At 70.1% G+C, this 14,379-nt stretch carries 20 protein-coding genes; 7 read left to right on the top strand and 13 right to left on the bottom strand.

What is annotated here, in order from left to right; all coding sequences use genetic code 11:
* Window positions 1-86: 86 nt before the first annotated feature.
* From QMX80_RS14725 to QMX80_RS14670, 12 genes are all read right to left on the bottom strand, one after another.
* Window positions 87-356: an HPr family phosphocarrier protein gene (locus QMX80_RS14725; RefSeq protein ID WP_054663755.1), complete on the bottom strand. Its 270-nt coding sequence runs from the start codon at window positions 354-356 to the stop codon at window positions 87-89.
* Window positions 349-741 (bottom strand): PTS fructose IIA subunit family protein, encoded by a 393-nt coding sequence (locus QMX80_RS14720; RefSeq protein WP_055768503.1) that lies wholly within the window; start codon window positions 739-741, stop codon window positions 349-351. Before QMX80_RS14720 ends, QMX80_RS14725 begins: the two co-directional genes overlap by 8 nt.
* A gap of 65 nt (window positions 742-806) precedes the next feature.
* Window positions 807-1,685, bottom strand: a complete 879-nt coding sequence (rapZ, locus tag QMX80_RS14715; RefSeq protein ID WP_055767852.1) for an RNase adapter RapZ — start codon at window positions 1,683-1,685, stop codon at window positions 807-809.
* Window positions 1,682-2,632 (bottom strand): HPr(Ser) kinase/phosphatase, encoded by a 951-nt coding sequence (hprK, locus tag QMX80_RS14710; protein ID WP_055767855.1) that lies wholly within the window; start codon window positions 2,630-2,632, stop codon window positions 1,682-1,684. The genes rapZ and hprK overlap by 4 nt, the downstream gene beginning before the upstream one ends.
* Window positions 2,629-3,081: a PTS sugar transporter subunit IIA gene (locus QMX80_RS14705; protein WP_055767858.1), complete on the bottom strand. Its 453-nt coding sequence runs from the start codon at window positions 3,079-3,081 to the stop codon at window positions 2,629-2,631. The genes hprK and QMX80_RS14705 overlap by 4 nt, the downstream gene beginning before the upstream one ends.
* A 24-nt stretch (window positions 3,082-3,105) precedes the next feature.
* Window positions 3,106-3,420 carry a ribosome-associated translation inhibitor RaiA gene (gene raiA / locus QMX80_RS14700; protein ID WP_055767861.1) on the bottom strand — a complete coding sequence of 105 codons (315 nt, stop codon included), beginning with the start codon at window positions 3,418-3,420 and terminating at the stop codon, window positions 3,106-3,108.
* A gap of 57 nt (window positions 3,421-3,477) precedes the next feature.
* Window positions 3,478-4,896, bottom strand: a complete 1,419-nt coding sequence (locus tag QMX80_RS14695) for an RNA polymerase factor sigma-54 (protein WP_282277810.1) — start codon at window positions 4,894-4,896, stop codon at window positions 3,478-3,480.
* A 42-nt stretch (window positions 4,897-4,938) separates the two neighbouring features.
* Window positions 4,939-5,658 carry an LPS export ABC transporter ATP-binding protein gene (gene lptB / locus QMX80_RS14690; protein WP_055767868.1) on the bottom strand — a complete coding sequence of 240 codons (720 nt, stop codon included), beginning with the start codon at window positions 5,656-5,658 and terminating at the stop codon, window positions 4,939-4,941.
* Window positions 5,658-6,188, bottom strand: a complete 531-nt coding sequence (lptA, locus tag QMX80_RS14685) for a lipopolysaccharide transport periplasmic protein LptA (RefSeq protein WP_152983974.1) — start codon at window positions 6,186-6,188, stop codon at window positions 5,658-5,660. The genes lptB and lptA overlap by 1 nt, the downstream gene beginning before the upstream one ends.
* Complete coding sequence (gene lptC / locus QMX80_RS14680; RefSeq protein WP_273080446.1) at window positions 6,166-6,732, bottom strand: LPS export ABC transporter periplasmic protein LptC; 567 nt, start codon at window positions 6,730-6,732, stop codon at window positions 6,166-6,168. The genes lptA and lptC overlap by 23 nt, the downstream gene beginning before the upstream one ends.
* Entirely contained in the window at window positions 6,729-7,277 is a 549-nt protein-coding gene (locus QMX80_RS14675) for an HAD hydrolase family protein (protein WP_273080444.1), read from the bottom strand. Before QMX80_RS14675 ends, lptC begins: the two co-directional genes overlap by 4 nt.
* A gap of 63 nt (window positions 7,278-7,340) precedes the next feature.
* Window positions 7,341-8,342 (bottom strand): KpsF/GutQ family sugar-phosphate isomerase, encoded by a 1,002-nt coding sequence (locus QMX80_RS14670; RefSeq protein ID WP_282277807.1) that lies wholly within the window; start codon window positions 8,340-8,342, stop codon window positions 7,341-7,343.
* Window positions 8,343-8,394: 52 nt separating this feature from the next.
* Here QMX80_RS14670 and QMX80_RS14665 point away from each other — a divergent pair, with 52 nt between their 5' ends.
* The 3 genes from QMX80_RS14665 to QMX80_RS14655 are packed head-to-tail and all read left to right on the top strand — an operon-like array spanning window position 8,395 to window position 10,255.
* Window positions 8,395-8,625: a BolA family protein gene (locus QMX80_RS14665; RefSeq protein WP_055767883.1), complete on the top strand. Its 231-nt coding sequence runs from the start codon at window positions 8,395-8,397 to the stop codon at window positions 8,623-8,625.
* Window positions 8,626-8,657: 32 nt separating this feature from the next.
* A complete protein-coding gene (gene murA / locus QMX80_RS14660; RefSeq protein ID WP_055767886.1) occupies window positions 8,658-9,929 on the top strand; it encodes a UDP-N-acetylglucosamine 1-carboxyvinyltransferase in 1,272 nt (423 codons plus the stop codon).
* Window positions 9,926-10,255, top strand: coding sequence for a hypothetical protein (locus tag QMX80_RS14655; RefSeq protein WP_055767890.1), 330 nt, complete (start codon window positions 9,926-9,928; stop codon window positions 10,253-10,255). Before murA ends, QMX80_RS14655 begins: the two co-directional genes overlap by 4 nt.
* A gap of 302 nt (window positions 10,256-10,557) precedes the next feature.
* Here QMX80_RS14655 and QMX80_RS14650 read toward each other — a convergent pair whose 3' ends face one another.
* The gene (locus tag QMX80_RS14650) at window positions 10,558-11,442 is read right to left on the bottom strand and encodes an outer membrane protein assembly factor BamD (RefSeq protein WP_055767893.1); all 885 of its coding nucleotides are present in this window, start codon (window positions 11,440-11,442) and stop codon (window positions 10,558-10,560) included.
* Between the two features lie 112 nt (window positions 11,443-11,554).
* On the opposite strand from QMX80_RS14650, the gene rluD reads away from it, so the two are divergent.
* Genes rluD through QMX80_RS14630 form a run of 4 tightly spaced genes read left to right on the top strand, consistent with a single transcriptional unit; the run spans window position 11,555 to window position 14,260 of the window.
* Window positions 11,555-12,538 carry a 23S rRNA pseudouridine(1911/1915/1917) synthase RluD gene (gene rluD / locus QMX80_RS14645; protein WP_282277804.1) on the top strand — a complete coding sequence of 328 codons (984 nt, stop codon included), beginning with the start codon at window positions 11,555-11,557 and terminating at the stop codon, window positions 12,536-12,538.
* Between the two features lie 3 nt (window positions 12,539-12,541).
* Window positions 12,542-13,321 (top strand): peptidoglycan editing factor PgeF, encoded by a 780-nt coding sequence (gene pgeF / locus QMX80_RS14640; protein ID WP_282277802.1) that lies wholly within the window; start codon window positions 12,542-12,544, stop codon window positions 13,319-13,321.
* On the top strand, window positions 13,318-13,860 hold the full coding sequence (locus tag QMX80_RS14635) for a DUF4166 domain-containing protein (RefSeq protein ID WP_282277800.1): 543 nt from the start codon (window positions 13,318-13,320) through the stop codon (window positions 13,858-13,860). Before pgeF ends, QMX80_RS14635 begins: the two co-directional genes overlap by 4 nt.
* Window positions 13,853-14,260: a thiol-disulfide oxidoreductase DCC family protein gene (locus QMX80_RS14630; RefSeq protein WP_282277798.1), complete on the top strand. Its 408-nt coding sequence runs from the start codon at window positions 13,853-13,855 to the stop codon at window positions 14,258-14,260. The genes QMX80_RS14635 and QMX80_RS14630 overlap by 8 nt, the downstream gene beginning before the upstream one ends.
* The last annotated feature ends 119 nt before the right edge of the window (window positions 14,261-14,379 follow it).

Raw genomic sequence — 14,379 nt, 5'->3', positions numbered from 1 at the left:
CGCCGTGGCCGTGCAGGCGCAGCGCGGTCATGCCGCCGCGCCTCCCGGCGCGGTGCTGGCAGGGGCCGACGCTGCGGCCGGCGCCATCAGCTGTCCTCGTCGAAACGGCGCTCGAACAGGTCCACGACCGCCGCCATCGCGTCGGCCTCGTCCTCGCCCTGTACCCGCACCGTGACCGGCGTGCCCTGGCCGGCGGCCAGCAGCATCACGCCCATGATGCTCTTGGCGTTGACCTCGCGGCCCTTGGCGACCAGCGTGGCGTTGGCGCGGAAGCCGGACAGCAGCTGCACCAGCTTGGCGGTCGCGCGGGCATGCAGTCCCAGGCGGTTGGATACGGTGAGTTCGCGTTCAAGCATCGTCGATGATGGCTCCATTGCGGGCGCCCGCCGCGGCGGTGGCGGGCAGTTGGTCCAGTCCCTGTTCCGGATAATTCATCACCCGCAGCAGCATCGGCAGGCTCAGCGCCGACACCCGCCGCACCGGCGTTCCCAGCCGCGCCAGCCGCGCCGCAAGGTTGCTCGGGCTGGCCCCGTACAGATCGGTCAGCACCAGCACGCCGCCTTCGCCTTCCACCCGCCGCATGGCCGCAGAGGCCAGCGGCAGCTGCGCGTCCAGGTCCGCGTCGAACGGCACCTCGAAGGCCTCGGCCTTGAGCGGAAGCTGGCGCAGCAGGCGCGTGGCCACTTCCAGCAGGGAAGAGCCGACGCCGGGATGGGTCACGAGGAGAATGCCGCAGGTCATCATTGAACGTTAACAGGTCAGGCGCAGTCCGCGATAGCGCCCGGATCGTGTCTTCAGTACGCCATTCAGTCCTGTTCCCGGTGGAACGTGGCCACGTCCTGCCAGCCCTGCGCACGGGCATGCCGGGCCAGGCGCTCGGCCAGGTAGACCGAGCGGTGCTTGCCGCCGGTACAGCCGAAGGCGACGGTCACGTAGCTGCGGGTATCGCTGCCCAGCTTGGGCAGCCAGGTGTCGAGCAGGTCTTCGAGCTGGGCGGCATAGCGCACCACTTCCGGCTGCGCGTCCAGGTACTCGCGTACCTCGCGGTCGCGGCCGGTCAGCGAGCGCAGTTCCGGGTCCCAGTGCGGATTGGGCAGCACCCGCGCGTCGAACACGAAGTCGGCCTCGGCCGGTACGCCGCGCTTGTAGGCGAAGGATTCGAACAGCAGCGACAGGCCGCCGCCATGGCCAAGCGCGTACTCGGTGATCAGCTTGCGGCGCAGCTGGTGCACGTTGAGCCGGCTGGTGTCGATGATGGCGTCGGCCTCGTGGCGCAGCGGCGCGGTCAGCTCGCGTTCGCGCACGATGGCCTCGGGCAGGGACAGGCCGAGCTGGCTGAGCGGGTGGCGCCGCCGCGTGTCGGCGAAGCGCGCCAGCAGGGTGTCGTCGTCGGCCTCGAAGAACAGCAGGGTCGCCTCGATGTCGTGGTCCCTGGCGCTCTGCCGCCATTGCCCGAGCTGGCTCAGGTCGCTGCGGCCGCGCGCGTCGATGCCCAGCGCCATGCGCTGTGGGCGCCCCTCGTTGCGTTCGCCGAGCACGCCGCGCACGAATTCCGGCAGCAGGTTCACCGGGATGTTGTCCGAACAGTAGTAGTCCAGGTCCTCGAAGGTCTTCAGCGCCACCGACTTGCCCGAGCCGGACAGGCCGCTGACGATGACCAGCACCGGGGACGGCGTGGCGTTCATGGATTGCGTTGCTCCAACAGGTTGCTGTGGCGGGCGATGAACATCGCCGCAGGATCGATGCCCTTGGTGCGCAGGATGTGCAGGCGCGTGGCGGCCTCGGTCAGCACCGCCAGGTTGCGGCCGGGCATCACCGGCAGGGTGATCAGCGGCACGTCCAGGTCGAGCACGTGGCGCTTGCCGGAATCGCCGGTCAGGCGTTCGTAGCCATAGGCACTGGGTTCGGTCATCGGCTTGGTCAGGTGGACGATGAGCCGAAGGTACTTGTTCTTCTTTACAGACGTGTCACCGAACATCTGGCGCACGTTGAGCACGCCAAGCCCGCGCACTTCCAGCAGGTCCTGCAGCAGTTCCGGGCAGGTGCCGTCGAGCACGTCCGGCGCGATCTGAGTGAACTCGGGGGCGTCGTCGGCGACCAGCCGGTGGCCGCGGCTGAGCAGTTCCAGCGCCAGTTCGCTCTTGCCCGATCCGGCCTCGCCGGTGATCAGCACGCCGATGGAGTAGATCTCCATGAACACGCCGTGCAGGATGATCCGCGGCGCCAGCGTGCGCGCCAGGTGGTAGGACAGGTGGTTGAGCAGTTCGTGGCCGCGCCGCGGCGAGACCCACAGCGGGGTCTGCGATTCGTCGGCCGCCGCGCGCAGGTCTTCCGGGCAGCCATGGCTCTTGGTGATGACCAGGGCCAGCGGCCGCGCCTGGATGATCCGCTCGATCACCTCCCAGCGCTGGCGCGAATCCAGCGAGTCCAGCCAGGACAGTTCCTCGGTGCCCAGGATCTGCACCTTGTTCGGGTAGATGGTGTTGAGGTAGCCGGCCAGCGACGGGCGCCGCGCGACGGTGTCGCCGGCATCCAGTTCGCGGTTGCCGCCGGCCTGGCCCGCGGCCCAGCGCAGGTCCAGTTTCTCGCGCTGCTGGTCGAACAGCTCGCGCGCGGTGATGCGGGTGTTCATGAGGGACGGATCCGCTGCGGATGGTCGAGGATCTGCTTGAGCGCGCTGCCGTCGCTGGCCGCGCGCAGGGCGTCGCGCACATCGGCGTCGGAGAAGATTTCCGCCAGTTCGGACAGCAGCATCAGGTGCTGGTGGGTGTAGTGCTCGGGCACCGCCATGGCGAATACCAGGTCGACCGGCTCGGTGCCGCCGAAATCGACGGGCTGCAGCAGCCGCAGGAAGGCGCCGCGCGGGCGTTGCAGGGTCGGGGAGCGGCCGTGCGGGATGGCGATGCCATGGCCGATGGCGGTACTGCCGACATTCTCCCTGTCGCACAGGCTCTGGAAGATGCTTTCGGCACCGGCTTCGCGGCAGGCGAGCAGGCCGGCGGCGGCGCGCAGGGCGCTGTCGCGGTCGGCGGCCGCGAGTACCCGGGTACTCACGGCCGCCATCAGGTCATTCAGGGGCATGACTGCAACGGACGATGGCGGATGTCAGCCATTGTCGCGCAGTGCATGGGAGGCGTGGGGAAGATGCTTTTCCTTGTGCTTGATCACCAGCCGGTCGAGCTTGTCGGCCAGCAGGTCGATCGCCGCATACATGGTCTGGCCGCCGGCCTCGGCGTGCAGGGTCTGGCCGGGAAGATTGGCGCTGGCATCGACATGGTGCTCGTTTTTCTGCAGCGACAGGGTCACCCTGACTTCGCAGTGCTGGTCGAAGTGCTTGCCCAGCCGTTGCAGCTTGGTTTCCACGTACTCCTTCAGGGCGGGGGTGACTTCCACGTCTTTGCCAAACGTTTCGATACGCATCGGATGCCTCCTGTGGTTCGGGGTTGCCAATGAACCCTGCCGCCGGCCGCGAGCGTTTCAGACAAGACGTACGCGCTCGTGGGAGGCGGAGATGTTCATGGCTTCACGATACTTCGCCACGGTGCGGCGCGCCACCGGTATTCCGCTGTCCTTGAGCATGTCGGCCAGCTTGGCGTCAGAAAGCGGCTTGCGCGGGTTCTCGGCGTCGATCAGGCGCCGGATCATCGACTGGATGGCGGTGCTGGAGGCCTCGCCGCCGCCATCGGTATCGATGCCGGAGGCGAAGAATGCGCGCAGCGGCAGGGTGCCGCGCGGGGTACGCACGTGCTTGCGCGCGATGGTGCGCGAGATGGTGGATTCGTGCAGGTCCAGTTCGGCGGCGATCTCGCGCAGGGTCAGCGGGCGCAGCGCCTGCGCGCCGAACTCGAGGAAGCCGGCCTGGTGGTGCAGCAGGCTGTTGACCACGCGCAGCAGGGTCTCGCCGCGCGCTTCCAGGCCCTTGAGCAGCCAACGCGCTTCCTGCAGCTGGGTGCGCAGGTAGCTGGCGTCGGCATCGCCGCAGCGGCGGATCAGCTGCTCGTAGCCGCGGTGGATCACCACGCGTGGACCGGCATGGCCGGCGAGCGCGGCCTTCCAGACGCCACGCTGGCGCCAGACCACGCAGTCGGGAATGACGTAGTCGTCGGAGGACACCTCGCCCAGCTGTCGGCCGGGGCGCGGGTCCAGCGAGCGCAGCAGCTGCACGGCCTCCTCGACGGCTTCCACGGGCTGCCGCAGCTCGGCGGAGATGCCGGGGATGCCGGCGCGCGGCAGGCGTTCCAGCGGGCCTTCGGCGATCCTCCGGGCCAGGCACAGGCCCGGGGTGGCGGCGGGCAGGGCATCGAGCTGCAGCGACAGGCATTCGCCCAGCGTGCGCGCGCCGACGCCGGCCGGGTCGAAGCGCTGGATCCGGTGCAGCACGGTAAGGATCTCGTCCTCGCTGGCCGCGATGTCCGGGCGCAGGGCCTCGGCGACCGCCGGCAGCGGTTCGCGCAGATAGCCGTCCTCGTCCAGCGCGTCGATCAGGGCGACGCCGATGGCGCGGTCGCGCGCGCTGAGGTGGGAAAGGTGCAGCTGCCACAGCAGGTGGTCGGCGAGGGTATCGGCTTCGGCGATGCGCTCGCCGGCATCGCCGTCGTTGTCGTCGAACGAGCCGCCCTGGCCACCACTCCATTGTTCGTTCTCGCCGGGCCATTCGGCGCCGTCGTCGCCGCGGCCATCGTCGGCGCCGGCCTGCGCGGGCGCATCGGCATGTTCGCCGGCAGGCTCCGCCGGGGCGGCGTCCTCGGCCCATTCCAGCAGCGGGTTGGTTTCCACCGCCTCGGTCAGTTCAAGCTCCAGCTCCGCGCTGGACATCTGCAGCAGGCGGATGGCCTGGCGCAGCTGCGGCGTCATGACCAGCTGCTGTCCCAGCGATGTCTGCAGCCGTGCTTTCATCCGGGTTTCCGGCGGTAGGAGGGGCGACCCGCCGCATCCGGGTCAGAGCGTGAAGCTGTCTCCAAGGTAGACACGGCGGACGTCGGTATTGGACAGCAGCTCTTCCGGTGCTCCCTGCGCCAGTACGCTGCCTTCGGCGAGGATATACGCGCGGTCGCAGATTCCCAAGGTCTCGCGGACGTTGTGGTCGGTGATCAGCACGCCGATGCCGCGCTGCTTGAGGTGGGTGACGATGCGCTGGATCTCGCCGACCGAGATCGGGTCGACGCCGGCGAAGGGCTCGTCGAGCAGGATCAGGCGCGGCCTGGCGGCCAGCGCGCGGGCGATCTCGCAGCGGCGGCGCTCGCCGCCCGACAGGCTGGCGCCGGCCTGGTCGGCGACGTGGCCGATCTGCAGTTCGTCCAGCAGCGCGGACAGTTCGCGTTCGCGGCCGTCTGCATCCAGGTCTTCGCGCAGTTCCAGCACCAGGCGGATGTTGTCGGCCACGCTGAGCTTGCGGAACACCGACGGCTCCTGCGGCAGGTAGCCGACGCCGAGCTTGGCGCGCGCGTACATCGGTTCGCCGGTGATGTCGCGGCCGTCCAGTTCGATGCGGCCGGCATCGCTCTCGACCAGGCCGACGATCATGTAGAAGCAGGTGGTCTTGCCGGCGCCGTTGGGGCCGAGCAGGCCGACCACTTCGCCGGCGTCGAGGGTGAGGCCGAACTCGCGGACCACCTCGCGGTTCTTGTAGCGCTTGCGCAGGCCCTGGGCGACGAGCATTACTTCTTCTCTCCCGCCGCGGCCGGCGCCTTGTTCTTGGGCTGGATCACGGTGCGCACGCGGGTGCCGTCGCCGCCGCTCTGCATGTCGCCGCTGCGGGTGTTGTAGACCATGCGCTGGCCGGCGTTGGAGCCGCGCTCGGAATCGACCTTGTAGTTGCCGGTCAGCACGATGACTTCGCTGTTGACGTTGTAGTCGAGGTTGTCGGCGCGGGCATTCATCCAGGTGCCGTCGTCCATCTGCTGCTTGAGCGTAGCCTGCTTGCCGGTGAGCACGACGCGTTCGGTCTCGCCGTTCTTCTGGATCACGTCCGCGGTTTCGGCGTGGATTTCCAGCGTGCCCTGGGTGATGACCACGTTGCCGCTGAAGCGGTACTTGCCGTTGCCACCGGCCAGGTTGCCTGCGCTATGGTCGGCGGCGATGTCCATGGGCTGGTTGCGGTCGGACTCCTTCGCCTCAGCCATGCCGGGAACGAGCAGGGCGGCGAACAGGGCGGCCGGCGCGAGCTTAGCGGGCAGCATTGGGTTCATAGCGGGTCTTGACCTGGGAAAGAAGGGAATATTGCCGCGACTTCAGGTCGGCCTCGAAGCCGACGCCGGTCTGCTCCAGGCCCGGGCGGGTCAGGGTGACACGCTCGGCGGTGCGGGCCTGGTTTCGTTCGGGGAAGACGTCCAGCGCGGTGGTGCGGAAGGTCGTGGGCGGGGTGGTACCGTCCTGCGGGCTGTCGCCGGCGACGTTGCCGCGCAGGCGCAGTTCCTCGCCCTTGGCGCTGACCCAGCCGGTGTCGGCCTGCAGCTGCCAATGCTGGCCTTCGGCGTCGGGCAGCAGGAACACGGGCCTGACGATGGTCGAGGTCTGGTCGGCGGCGTTGCGCTCCATGGAAGGCGCGCGCAGGGTGGCTGCTTCCTTGCCGTCCTTGTCCAGGGTGACGATCTCGAAATCGCCCAGCACGTAGTCCGCGCGCACCTGCGAGGCGCCGGAAGGCGCCTTGGTTTCGCGGTGCCGCCATGCCGACCAGCCGCTGGCCAGCGCCGCCAGCAGCAGGCCGGTGCCGATGACCATGCGCCAGTTCATCGCGCGAACTCCGCCACGGCCGCGTCGAGCCTGCCCTGCGCGGCCAGCAGCACGTCGCACAGTTCGCGCGCGGCGCCGCGGCCGCCCTCGGCGCGGGTCTGCCAGTGCACGCGCCCGGCGATCAGCGGGTGCGCGTTGGCCGGCGCCACCGCCAGCCCGACCGCGCACAGCGGCGCCAGGTCGGGCAGGTCGTCGCCCATGAACGCCACCTGCTCCAGGCCGATGCCGAAGCGTTCGCACAGCACGCGCACGCTGGCCAGCTTGTCGCCGACGGCGATCTGCGTGTCGATGCCCAGGTCGGCGCCGCGCCGCTGCGCCGACAGGCTGTTGCGCGCGGTGATCAGCACCGGGTGGATGCCGTGCTTCTGCAGCAGTTTCAGGCCCAGGCCGTCCTGCACGAAGAACGCCTTGCTCTCGTTGCCGGCGTGGTCGTAGAACAGGCGCCCGTCGGTCAGCGTCCCGTCCACGTCGAAGCATGCCAGCCGGATATCGGCGGCGACGGCGTGCAGTGCGGCGGGGAAATGGGCGAGGGGAGACCAGGACATGGTGCGGGCGATCCGTTGCGGCGGGACGGGCCATCTGGCCCGGAAGCATGATTGTGCGGGCTTTTAAACCACTTTAGCCCGCAACAGGTCATGAATGTTCAGGGCACCGACGGCGCGGCCGTCGCCGTCGACGACGATCAGGCCGTTGATCTTGTGCTGCTCCAGCAGGCGTGCGGCCTCCACCGCCAGCTGGTCGGCGCCGATGGTGCGCGGCGCGCGGGTCATCACTTGGGCGATGCCGGCGGTGCGTACGTCCAGGTCGGTGTCCAGGGCGCGGCGCAGGTCGCCGTCGGTGAACAGGCCGACCAGGCGGCCGCCGGCGTCGACCACGGCGGTCATGCCCAGGCGCTTGCGGCTCATTTCCATCAGCGCCTCGCTGAGGCTGGCGTCCTCGCGCACGCTGGGCAGGTCGGCGCCGGCATGCATCACGTCGGTGATGTGCAGCAGCAGGCGCCGGCCGAGGCTGCCGGCCGGGTGCGAGCGGGCGAAATCGTCGGCGGTGAATCCGCGCGCATCCAGCAGGGCCACGGCGAGCGCATCGCCCATGGCCAGCGAGGTGGTGGTGCTGGAGGTCGGTGCCAGCGCCAGCGGGCAGGCCTCGTGGTCGACGTTCACATCCAGGTGGATGTCCGCGGCGCTGGCCAGGCTGGACTGCGGCCGGCCGGTCATGGCGATCAGCGCGTTGCCCTGGCGCTTGAGCACCGGCAGCAGCATCAGCACTTCATCCGATTCGCCGGAGTAGGACAGCGCCAGCACCACGTCGTCCTCGGTGATCATGCCCAGGTCGCCGTGGCCGGCTTCGCCCGGGTGCACGTAGAACGCCGGGGTGCCGGTGGAGGCCAGGGTGGCGGCGATCTTGCGCGCGATATGCCCCGATTTGCCCATGCCGGTGGCGACCACGCGGCCGCGCGAGCCCAGGATCAGCCGGCAGGCGGCGGCGAACTCGGCGCCGATGCGGCCGCCGGTCCGTTCCAGTTCGGCGCGTTCGATCTCGAAGACGCGGCGGCCGCTGGCGACCAGGTCGGCATCGTCCAGCGTGTCCAGCGAAGGGGGGGAAGCAGCCATGCGGGCGCCACTCGGAGGGTAGAATGGGCGTTCATTTTATTAGGAAAGCGCTTTGGACGCCGAGACCATCCAGAACCTGATCGAAGCCGGCCTGCCCGGCGCCCGCGCCGAGGTGCAGGGCGAGGATGGCGTGCACTTCGAGGCCACCGTGGTCTGCGAGGCGTTCGCCGGCAAGCTGCCGCTGGCCCGGCACCGCATGGTCTATGCGACGCTGGGCGACCTGATGGGCGGTGCGATCCATGCGCTGGCCCTGAAAACCGTCACCCCCGGCGAAGCCGGCTGAGCCGGCCCCTCCCACCTACTGGCCTCACACACATGGCGAAAATCGTGGTCACCGGCGGCAACGCGCTGAACGGTGAAGTGAATGTCTCCGGCGCCAAGAACGCCGTCCTGCCCATCCTCTGCGCGACCCTGCTGGCCGATGCGCCGGTGGAGATCACCAACGTGCCGCACCTGCACGACGTGATCACCACGGTGAAGCTGCTCGGCGAGCTGGGCGCCAAGGTCACCATCGACCAGGGCACGCTCTCGCGCGGCAGCGCGATCGTGGTCGACCCGCGCAGCGTCAACCAGCACGTGGCGCCGTACGAACTGGTCAAGACCATGCGCGCCTCGATCCTGGTGCTCGGCCCGCTGCTGGCCAAGTACGGCGCGGCGGAAGTGTCGCTGCCCGGCGGCTGCGCGATCGGTTCGCGGCCGGTGGACCAGCACATCAAGGGCCTGCAGGCGCTGGGCGCGGAGATCACCGTCGAGAACGGCTTCATCAAGGCCCGCGCCGACCGCCTGAAGGGCGGCCGCTTCACCTTCGACATGGTCAGCGTCACCGGCACCGAGAACGTGCTGATGGCCGCGGTGCTGGCCGAAGGCACCACCGTGCTGGAAAACGCGGCGATGGAGCCGGAAGTCACCGACCTGGCGCACTGCCTGATCGCGCTGGGCGCGAAGATCGAGGGCCTGGGCACCGCGCGGCTGGTGATCGAGGGCGTCGAGCGCCTGGGCGGCGGCCGCCACGCGGTGTTGCCGGACCGCATCGAGACCGGCACCTTCCTGGTCGCCGCCGCGATGACCGGCGGCCGCGTCATCGCGCGCAACGCGCGCCCGGACACGCTCGACGCAGTACTGTCCAAGCTGGTCGAGGCCGGCGCGAAGATCGAGACCACGCAGGACAGCATCACCCTGGACATGCAGGGCAAGCGGCCCAAGGCGGTCAACCTGACCACCGCGCCGTACCCTGCATTCCCGACCGACATGCAGGCGCAGTTCATGGCGCTCAACTGCGTGGCCGAGGGCGTGGGCGTGGTCAACGAGACGATCTTCGAAAACCGCTTCATGCACGTCAACGAACTGCTGCGCCTGGGCGCGGACATCCAGATCGAAGGCCATACCGCCATCTGCCGCGGCGCCGAGCGCCTGAGCGGGGCGCCGGTGATGGCCACCGACCTGCGCGCGTCGGCCAGCCTGATCCTGGCCGGCCTGGTGGCCGATGGCGACACCACCATCGACCGCATCTACCACCTGGACCGCGGCTACGAGAACATCGAGGAGAAGCTCGGTGCGCTCGGTGCGCGCATCCGGCGCGTGCCATGATCCTGCGCGGCAGGTTCACCCCGCGCCGCCGCGCGCTGCTGGTCCTGGTGCTGCTGGCGCTGGGCTGGCTGGGCTGGGCCTGGTATGCCGGCATCGCCATCACCCGTGGCGTGGAGAAGGAGCAGATGGACTGGAACGGCGATGGCCAGGTCAGCCGCGAGGAATTCTTCCAGGCCTTCTACGCGGTCACGGTGAAGGACCTGCAGGAAGGCAACCGCCACTGCCGCAGTTTCCTCTGGCGCCGCAACGGCGAGGAATTCCGCCGCGACTGCAAGACGGTGTTCAAGGCCGACGACGCCAGCCAGAGCGGGGCAACGCCCCGCTGAGGCTTTCCCGTGCGGCTCCTGCCGGATGCCGCACCCTGTAGAGCGGGGCAACGCCCCGCTGGGGCTTTACCGGGAATGCCCCGCCGGGCGCTGCCAGGCCACCGCCGCCCTGTAGAGCGGGGCAACGCCCCGCTGGGGCCTTGCCGGGAATGCCCGTCGGGCGCTGCCCGGCGCTACAACGCCACCGCGCAATCCGCCCGTACCGGCGCGCGGGCAACGCTCCGTTGGCGCGACAGCGGCGCTGGAAACGAAGAACGCCCCTTGCGGGGCGTTCGGTAGCGCGATCCGGGTTTTCCGCGGTCTTACTTGCGGTTCATCCGCGCATTGCGCTGGCCGGTCGCGGCGGATTTCTCGCCGGCGAACGGGTTGAGCTTGCGGGCGATCCACGGGTACTTCGGCCAGTCGCCCTGCAGCCACGGGTGGCCGGGCTCGTTCAGCGCCAGCACGCGGCGGGCGTCGTCGGCCAGGGCCTTGTTGCCGAGATGGACATAGGACTCGCCGAGCAGGGCCACCGCGTCGTTCTGGAAGGCGCTCTGCGGATAGGTTTCCAGCAGGTAGGTGGCGCGGCCGGCGGCAGAGATCCAGGCGCCGCGGCGGGCGTAGTACAGGGCGTTGTCCATCTCATGCTGGGCGAACACGTCGCGCAGCTCGATCATGCGCTGGCGTGCGTCGGCGGCATAGCGGCTGTTGGGATAGCGCTCGGTGACGATGTTGAAGTCGGCGTAGGCCTGGCGCGGCGTGGACAGGTCGCGGCGGCTGGAATCCAGCGACCACACCCGGCGCAGGAACACGGTGTCGCTGTTGCCGTTGGCCAGCCCGCGCAGGTAGTACAGGTAGGCGATGTTGCGGTGGGTCGGGTAGGTGCGGATGAAGCGGTCGATGCTGGAGACCGCGTCGTCGTTCTTGCCGGCCTTGTACTGGGCGTAGGCGCTTTCGATCATCGCCTGCTCGGTGTACGGGCCATAGGGGTACTGCGCGACCAGCCGCTTGAAGCTGCTCTCGGCACCGGACCAGTTGCCGCCTTCCATCAGCTTGTGGCCCTTTTCGTAGAGCTTCTCGACCGGCATGCCTTCGTCCGCGTTCTTGCCCTTGGTGCCGCGATGGCAGCCAGTGGCGGCGAAGACCAGGACCAGCAGCAGGGCGGTGATGCGGACGGGCGCGGACAGCAACAGGGAGCGTCGGATCATGGGTCGGGGCGGGACGCGGCAGGAATACGAGGGGGCGATGATAGCCTAGTGGCCTGTCCTGCGACTGACTCCCGTCGCCGGGACCCCCCGAATTCCGCCGATGCCCCCTGCCATGTCCGACAATGCTTCCCTTCCTTCCCGCCAGGCGCGGGTGCCCGACGCCGCCGCCGGCCGCCGTTTCGACGCGGTGCTGGCCGAGCTGTTCCCCGAGTTCTCCCGTTCCCGCCTGAGCGAATGGATCAAAACCGGCGCGGTCCTGCTCGATGGTTCCCCGGTGCGCGGGCGTGACCCGGTACGCGGCGGCGAGCTGGCGACCCTGAACGCGACCCTGGACACCGAGACCGATGCCCAGCCCGAGGACATCCCGTTGTCGGTGCTGTACGAGGACGAACACGTCTTCGTGATCGACAAGCCGGCCGGGCTGGTGGTCCACCCCGGCGCCGGCAACCCCACCGGCACCCTGGTCAACGCCCTGCTGTTCCGCGACCCGGCGCTGGCCGCGGTGCCGCGCGCGGGCGTGGTCCACCGGCTGGACAAGGACACCAGCGGCGTGATGGTCGTGGCCCGCACCCTGCAGGCGCAGACCGCCCTGGTCGAACAGCTGTCCGCGCGCGAAGTGCACCGCCAGTACCTGGCGGTGGTGAGCGGCGCGCTGGTCTCTGGTGGCACCGCCGATGCGCCGATCGACCGCCATCCGCGCGACCGCCTGCGCATGGCCGTGCGCGAGGATGGCCGCGACGCCGTCACCCACTACCGCCTGCGCGAGCGCTTCCGTGCCCATACCGCGCTGGAATGCCGGCTGGAAACCGGCCGTACCCACCAGATCCGGGTGCACATGGCGCACCTGAAGCACCCGATCATCGGCGACCCGCTGTACGGCGGCGCGCTGAAGCTGCCCAAGGGCGCCGCCGACGGGCTGGTCGCGCAGCTGCGCGGCTTCAAGCGCCAGGCGCTGCACGCCGAGACGCTGGAATTCGTGCACCCGATCACCGGCGAGGCGATCCGCAACAGCGCGCCGGTGCCGGCCGACATGCTGGCGTTGATGAAGGCGCTGCGCGAGGACACCGAGGCTTTTGCCGAACGCGAGCGGCGCTGAGCCATGGCCGCTGCGCCGCCGCTGCTGCAGGCCGCCTGGCCGGCGCCTCCGGGCGTGCAGGCCTTCACCACGCTGCGGCGCGGCGCGGGCGGCTCGCAGCCGCCGTTCGACAGCTTCAACATGGGCAACCGCAGCTCGGCCGAGGGCGACGACCCGCGGCAGGTGCAGCGCAACCGCGATGAACTGCAGCGCTTGGCGGGCCTGCCCTCGGCACCGCACTGGCTGCGGCAGGTGCATGGCACCGGCGTGCTGCGCTTCGACGCGCCACCCGTGGCACAGGGCGTGGACGCCGAGCCCGTCGCCGATGCGGCGGTGACCGCCGTGCCCGGCGTGGTGCTGGCCATCCTCACCGCCGATTGCCTGCCGGCGGTGTTCGCCGCCCGCGACGGCAGCGAGGTGGCCGCCGCCCACGCCGGCTGGAGAGGGCTGGCCGACAGCATGCTGGAGGCGACGCTGGCGGCGATGCGCACGCCGGCGGCCGAGGTGGTGGCCTGGCTCGGCCCGGCAGCCGGGCCAGCGCATTACGAGATTGGTGCCGACGTGCACGACGCCTTCCTCGCCCATTCGGCCGAAGCCGAAGCGGCGTTCGCCGCCACCCGGCCCGGGCACTGGCGCGTGGATCTGTATGCGCTGGCGCGGCAGCGGCTGCAGGCCGCCGGTATGGCCGCGGCCGCGATACACGGTGGCGACCAGTGCACCATCAGCGATCCGTCGCGCTGGTTCTCGCACCGCCGCGATCGCCGCAGCGGACGCATGGCGACGCTGGTGTGGATGGCGCAGTGAGCCGGCCGCTGTTCGAGCGCGTGCTGGGTGCCGCGTTCGCGCAGCTGCCGCCGTTGCTGCGGGCGCTGCATTCGGTGCCGCGGCGGCAGGTCTGGCACGGGCAGGGAAGCGTGCGCCGCGGCCGCCACTGGCTGGTGGCGCCCTGCGCCTGGCTGGCGCGCCTGCCGCCCAGCGCGGCCGCGGTGCCGGTGACGGTCGAGTTCGTGGTGGACGACAGCGGCGAATGCTGGAACCGCCGCTTCGGCGCCGCGCGCATGGACTCGCGCCTGTGGCAGCGCGAAGGGCGCCTGTTCGAGCGCCTGGGCGCGGTGCATTTCCGTTTCGCCCTGCACGCCGTGGACGGCGAAATCCACTGGCGGGCCGAGCGGGTCCGGGCGTTCGGCATCGTGCCGCTGCCGGCCGCCTGGTTCGCGCAGGTGCGGTGCCGCGAACGCGAACATGCCGGCCGCTACGAATTCCTGGTGGACGTGGCGCTGCCGCTGGTCGGTCCGCTGATCCGCTATGAAGGCTGGCTGCTGCCCGGAGCAGGCGATGCATGACGGTGCCGCGCCGGTGATCGTGTTCGACGGCGTCTGCGCGCTGTGCAGCCGCTGGGTGCGTTTCCTGCTGCGCTTCGACCGCCGCGGACGCTATCGCTTCGCGGCGATGCAGGGCGCGCACGGGCGGCAGCTGATGGTCGCGCACGGGCTGGACCCCGACGATCCGCTGTCGTTCCTGCTGGTCGAGCAGGGGCGTGCCCATACCGACACGGATGCCATCGTGCGCGTGCTCGCCGGGCTGGGTGGCCTCTGGAAGCTGGCCCTGCTGGCGCGCCTGCTGCCGCGGCCATTGCGCGACCGCGGCTACCGCTGGCTGGCGCGCAACCGCTACCGCTGGTTCGGTCGTCATGACGCCTGCTACCTGCCGACGCCGGCGCAGGCGGTCCGCTTCCTGGACTAGGCAGGAGGCGGCAGCGGAATGCAGGAGCGGCTTCAGCCGCGAATGCTTTCCGAGCGTGCCCAGCAAAGAGCGTTCACGGCTGAAGCCGCTCCTACGGGGCGCTCAGGCGCCTTCCAGCG

The sequence above is a fragment of the Stenotrophomonas sp. PS02297 genome (assembly GCF_029959705.1).
In the GTDB taxonomy this organism is placed as follows: Bacteria; Pseudomonadota; Gammaproteobacteria; order Xanthomonadales; family Xanthomonadaceae; genus Stenotrophomonas; species Stenotrophomonas nitritireducens.
The sequence above is the reverse complement of the archived record's forward strand: the minus strand, read 5'-3'. Positions and strand labels throughout refer to the sequence as shown.

What these genes read in the sequence shown, in the direction of transcription:
- QMX80_RS14720 (WP_055768503.1), bottom strand. Translation starts at nt 741, where the DNA reads ATGACCTGCGGCATTCTCCTCGTGACCCATCCCGGCGTCGGCTCTTCC.
- rapZ (WP_055767852.1), bottom strand. Translation starts at nt 1,685, where the DNA reads ATGAACGCCACGCCGTCCCCGGTGCTGGTCATCGTCAGCGGCCTGTCC.
- hprK (WP_055767855.1), bottom strand. Translation starts at nt 2,632, where the DNA reads ATGAACACCCGCATCACCGCGCGCGAGCTGTTCGACCAGCAGCGCGAG.
- rluD (WP_282277804.1), top strand. Translation starts at nt 11,555, where the DNA reads ATGTCCGACAATGCTTCCCTTCCTTCCCGCCAGGCGCGGGTGCCCGAC.
- raiA (WP_055767861.1), bottom strand. Translation starts at nt 3,420, where the DNA reads ATGCGTATCGAAACGTTTGGCAAAGACGTGGAAGTCACCCCCGCCCTG.
- QMX80_RS14725 (WP_054663755.1), bottom strand. Translation starts at nt 356, where the DNA reads ATGCTTGAACGCGAACTCACCGTATCCAACCGCCTGGGACTGCATGCC.
- QMX80_RS14670 (WP_282277807.1), bottom strand. Translation starts at nt 8,342, where the DNA reads ATGGCTGCTTCCCCCCCTTCGCTGGACACGCTGGACGATGCCGACCTG.
- QMX80_RS14655 (WP_055767890.1), top strand. Translation starts at nt 9,926, where the DNA reads ATGATCCTGCGCGGCAGGTTCACCCCGCGCCGCCGCGCGCTGCTGGTC.
- murA (WP_055767886.1), top strand. Translation starts at nt 8,658, where the DNA reads ATGGCGAAAATCGTGGTCACCGGCGGCAACGCGCTGAACGGTGAAGTG.
- lptB (WP_055767868.1), bottom strand. Translation starts at nt 5,658, where the DNA reads ATGCTCGTCGCCCAGGGCCTGCGCAAGCGCTACAAGAACCGCGAGGTG.
- QMX80_RS14630 (WP_282277798.1), top strand. Translation starts at nt 13,853, where the DNA reads ATGCATGACGGTGCCGCGCCGGTGATCGTGTTCGACGGCGTCTGCGCG.
- QMX80_RS14675 (WP_273080444.1), bottom strand. Translation starts at nt 7,277, where the DNA reads ATGTCCTGGTCTCCCCTCGCCCATTTCCCCGCCGCACTGCACGCCGTC.
- QMX80_RS14695 (WP_282277810.1), bottom strand. Translation starts at nt 4,896, where the DNA reads ATGAAAGCACGGCTGCAGACATCGCTGGGACAGCAGCTGGTCATGACG.
- QMX80_RS14705 (WP_055767858.1), bottom strand. Translation starts at nt 3,081, where the DNA reads ATGCCCCTGAATGACCTGATGGCGGCCGTGAGTACCCGGGTACTCGCG.
- QMX80_RS14650 (WP_055767893.1), bottom strand. Translation starts at nt 11,442, where the DNA reads ATGATCCGACGCTCCCTGTTGCTGTCCGCGCCCGTCCGCATCACCGCC.
- lptA (WP_152983974.1), bottom strand. Translation starts at nt 6,188, where the DNA reads ATGAACCCAATGCTGCCCGCTAAGCTCGCGCCGGCCGCCCTGTTCGCC.
- pgeF (WP_282277802.1), top strand. Translation starts at nt 12,542, where the DNA reads ATGGCCGCTGCGCCGCCGCTGCTGCAGGCCGCCTGGCCGGCGCCTCCG.
- lptC (WP_273080446.1), bottom strand. Translation starts at nt 6,732, where the DNA reads ATGAACTGGCGCATGGTCATCGGCACCGGCCTGCTGCTGGCGGCGCTG.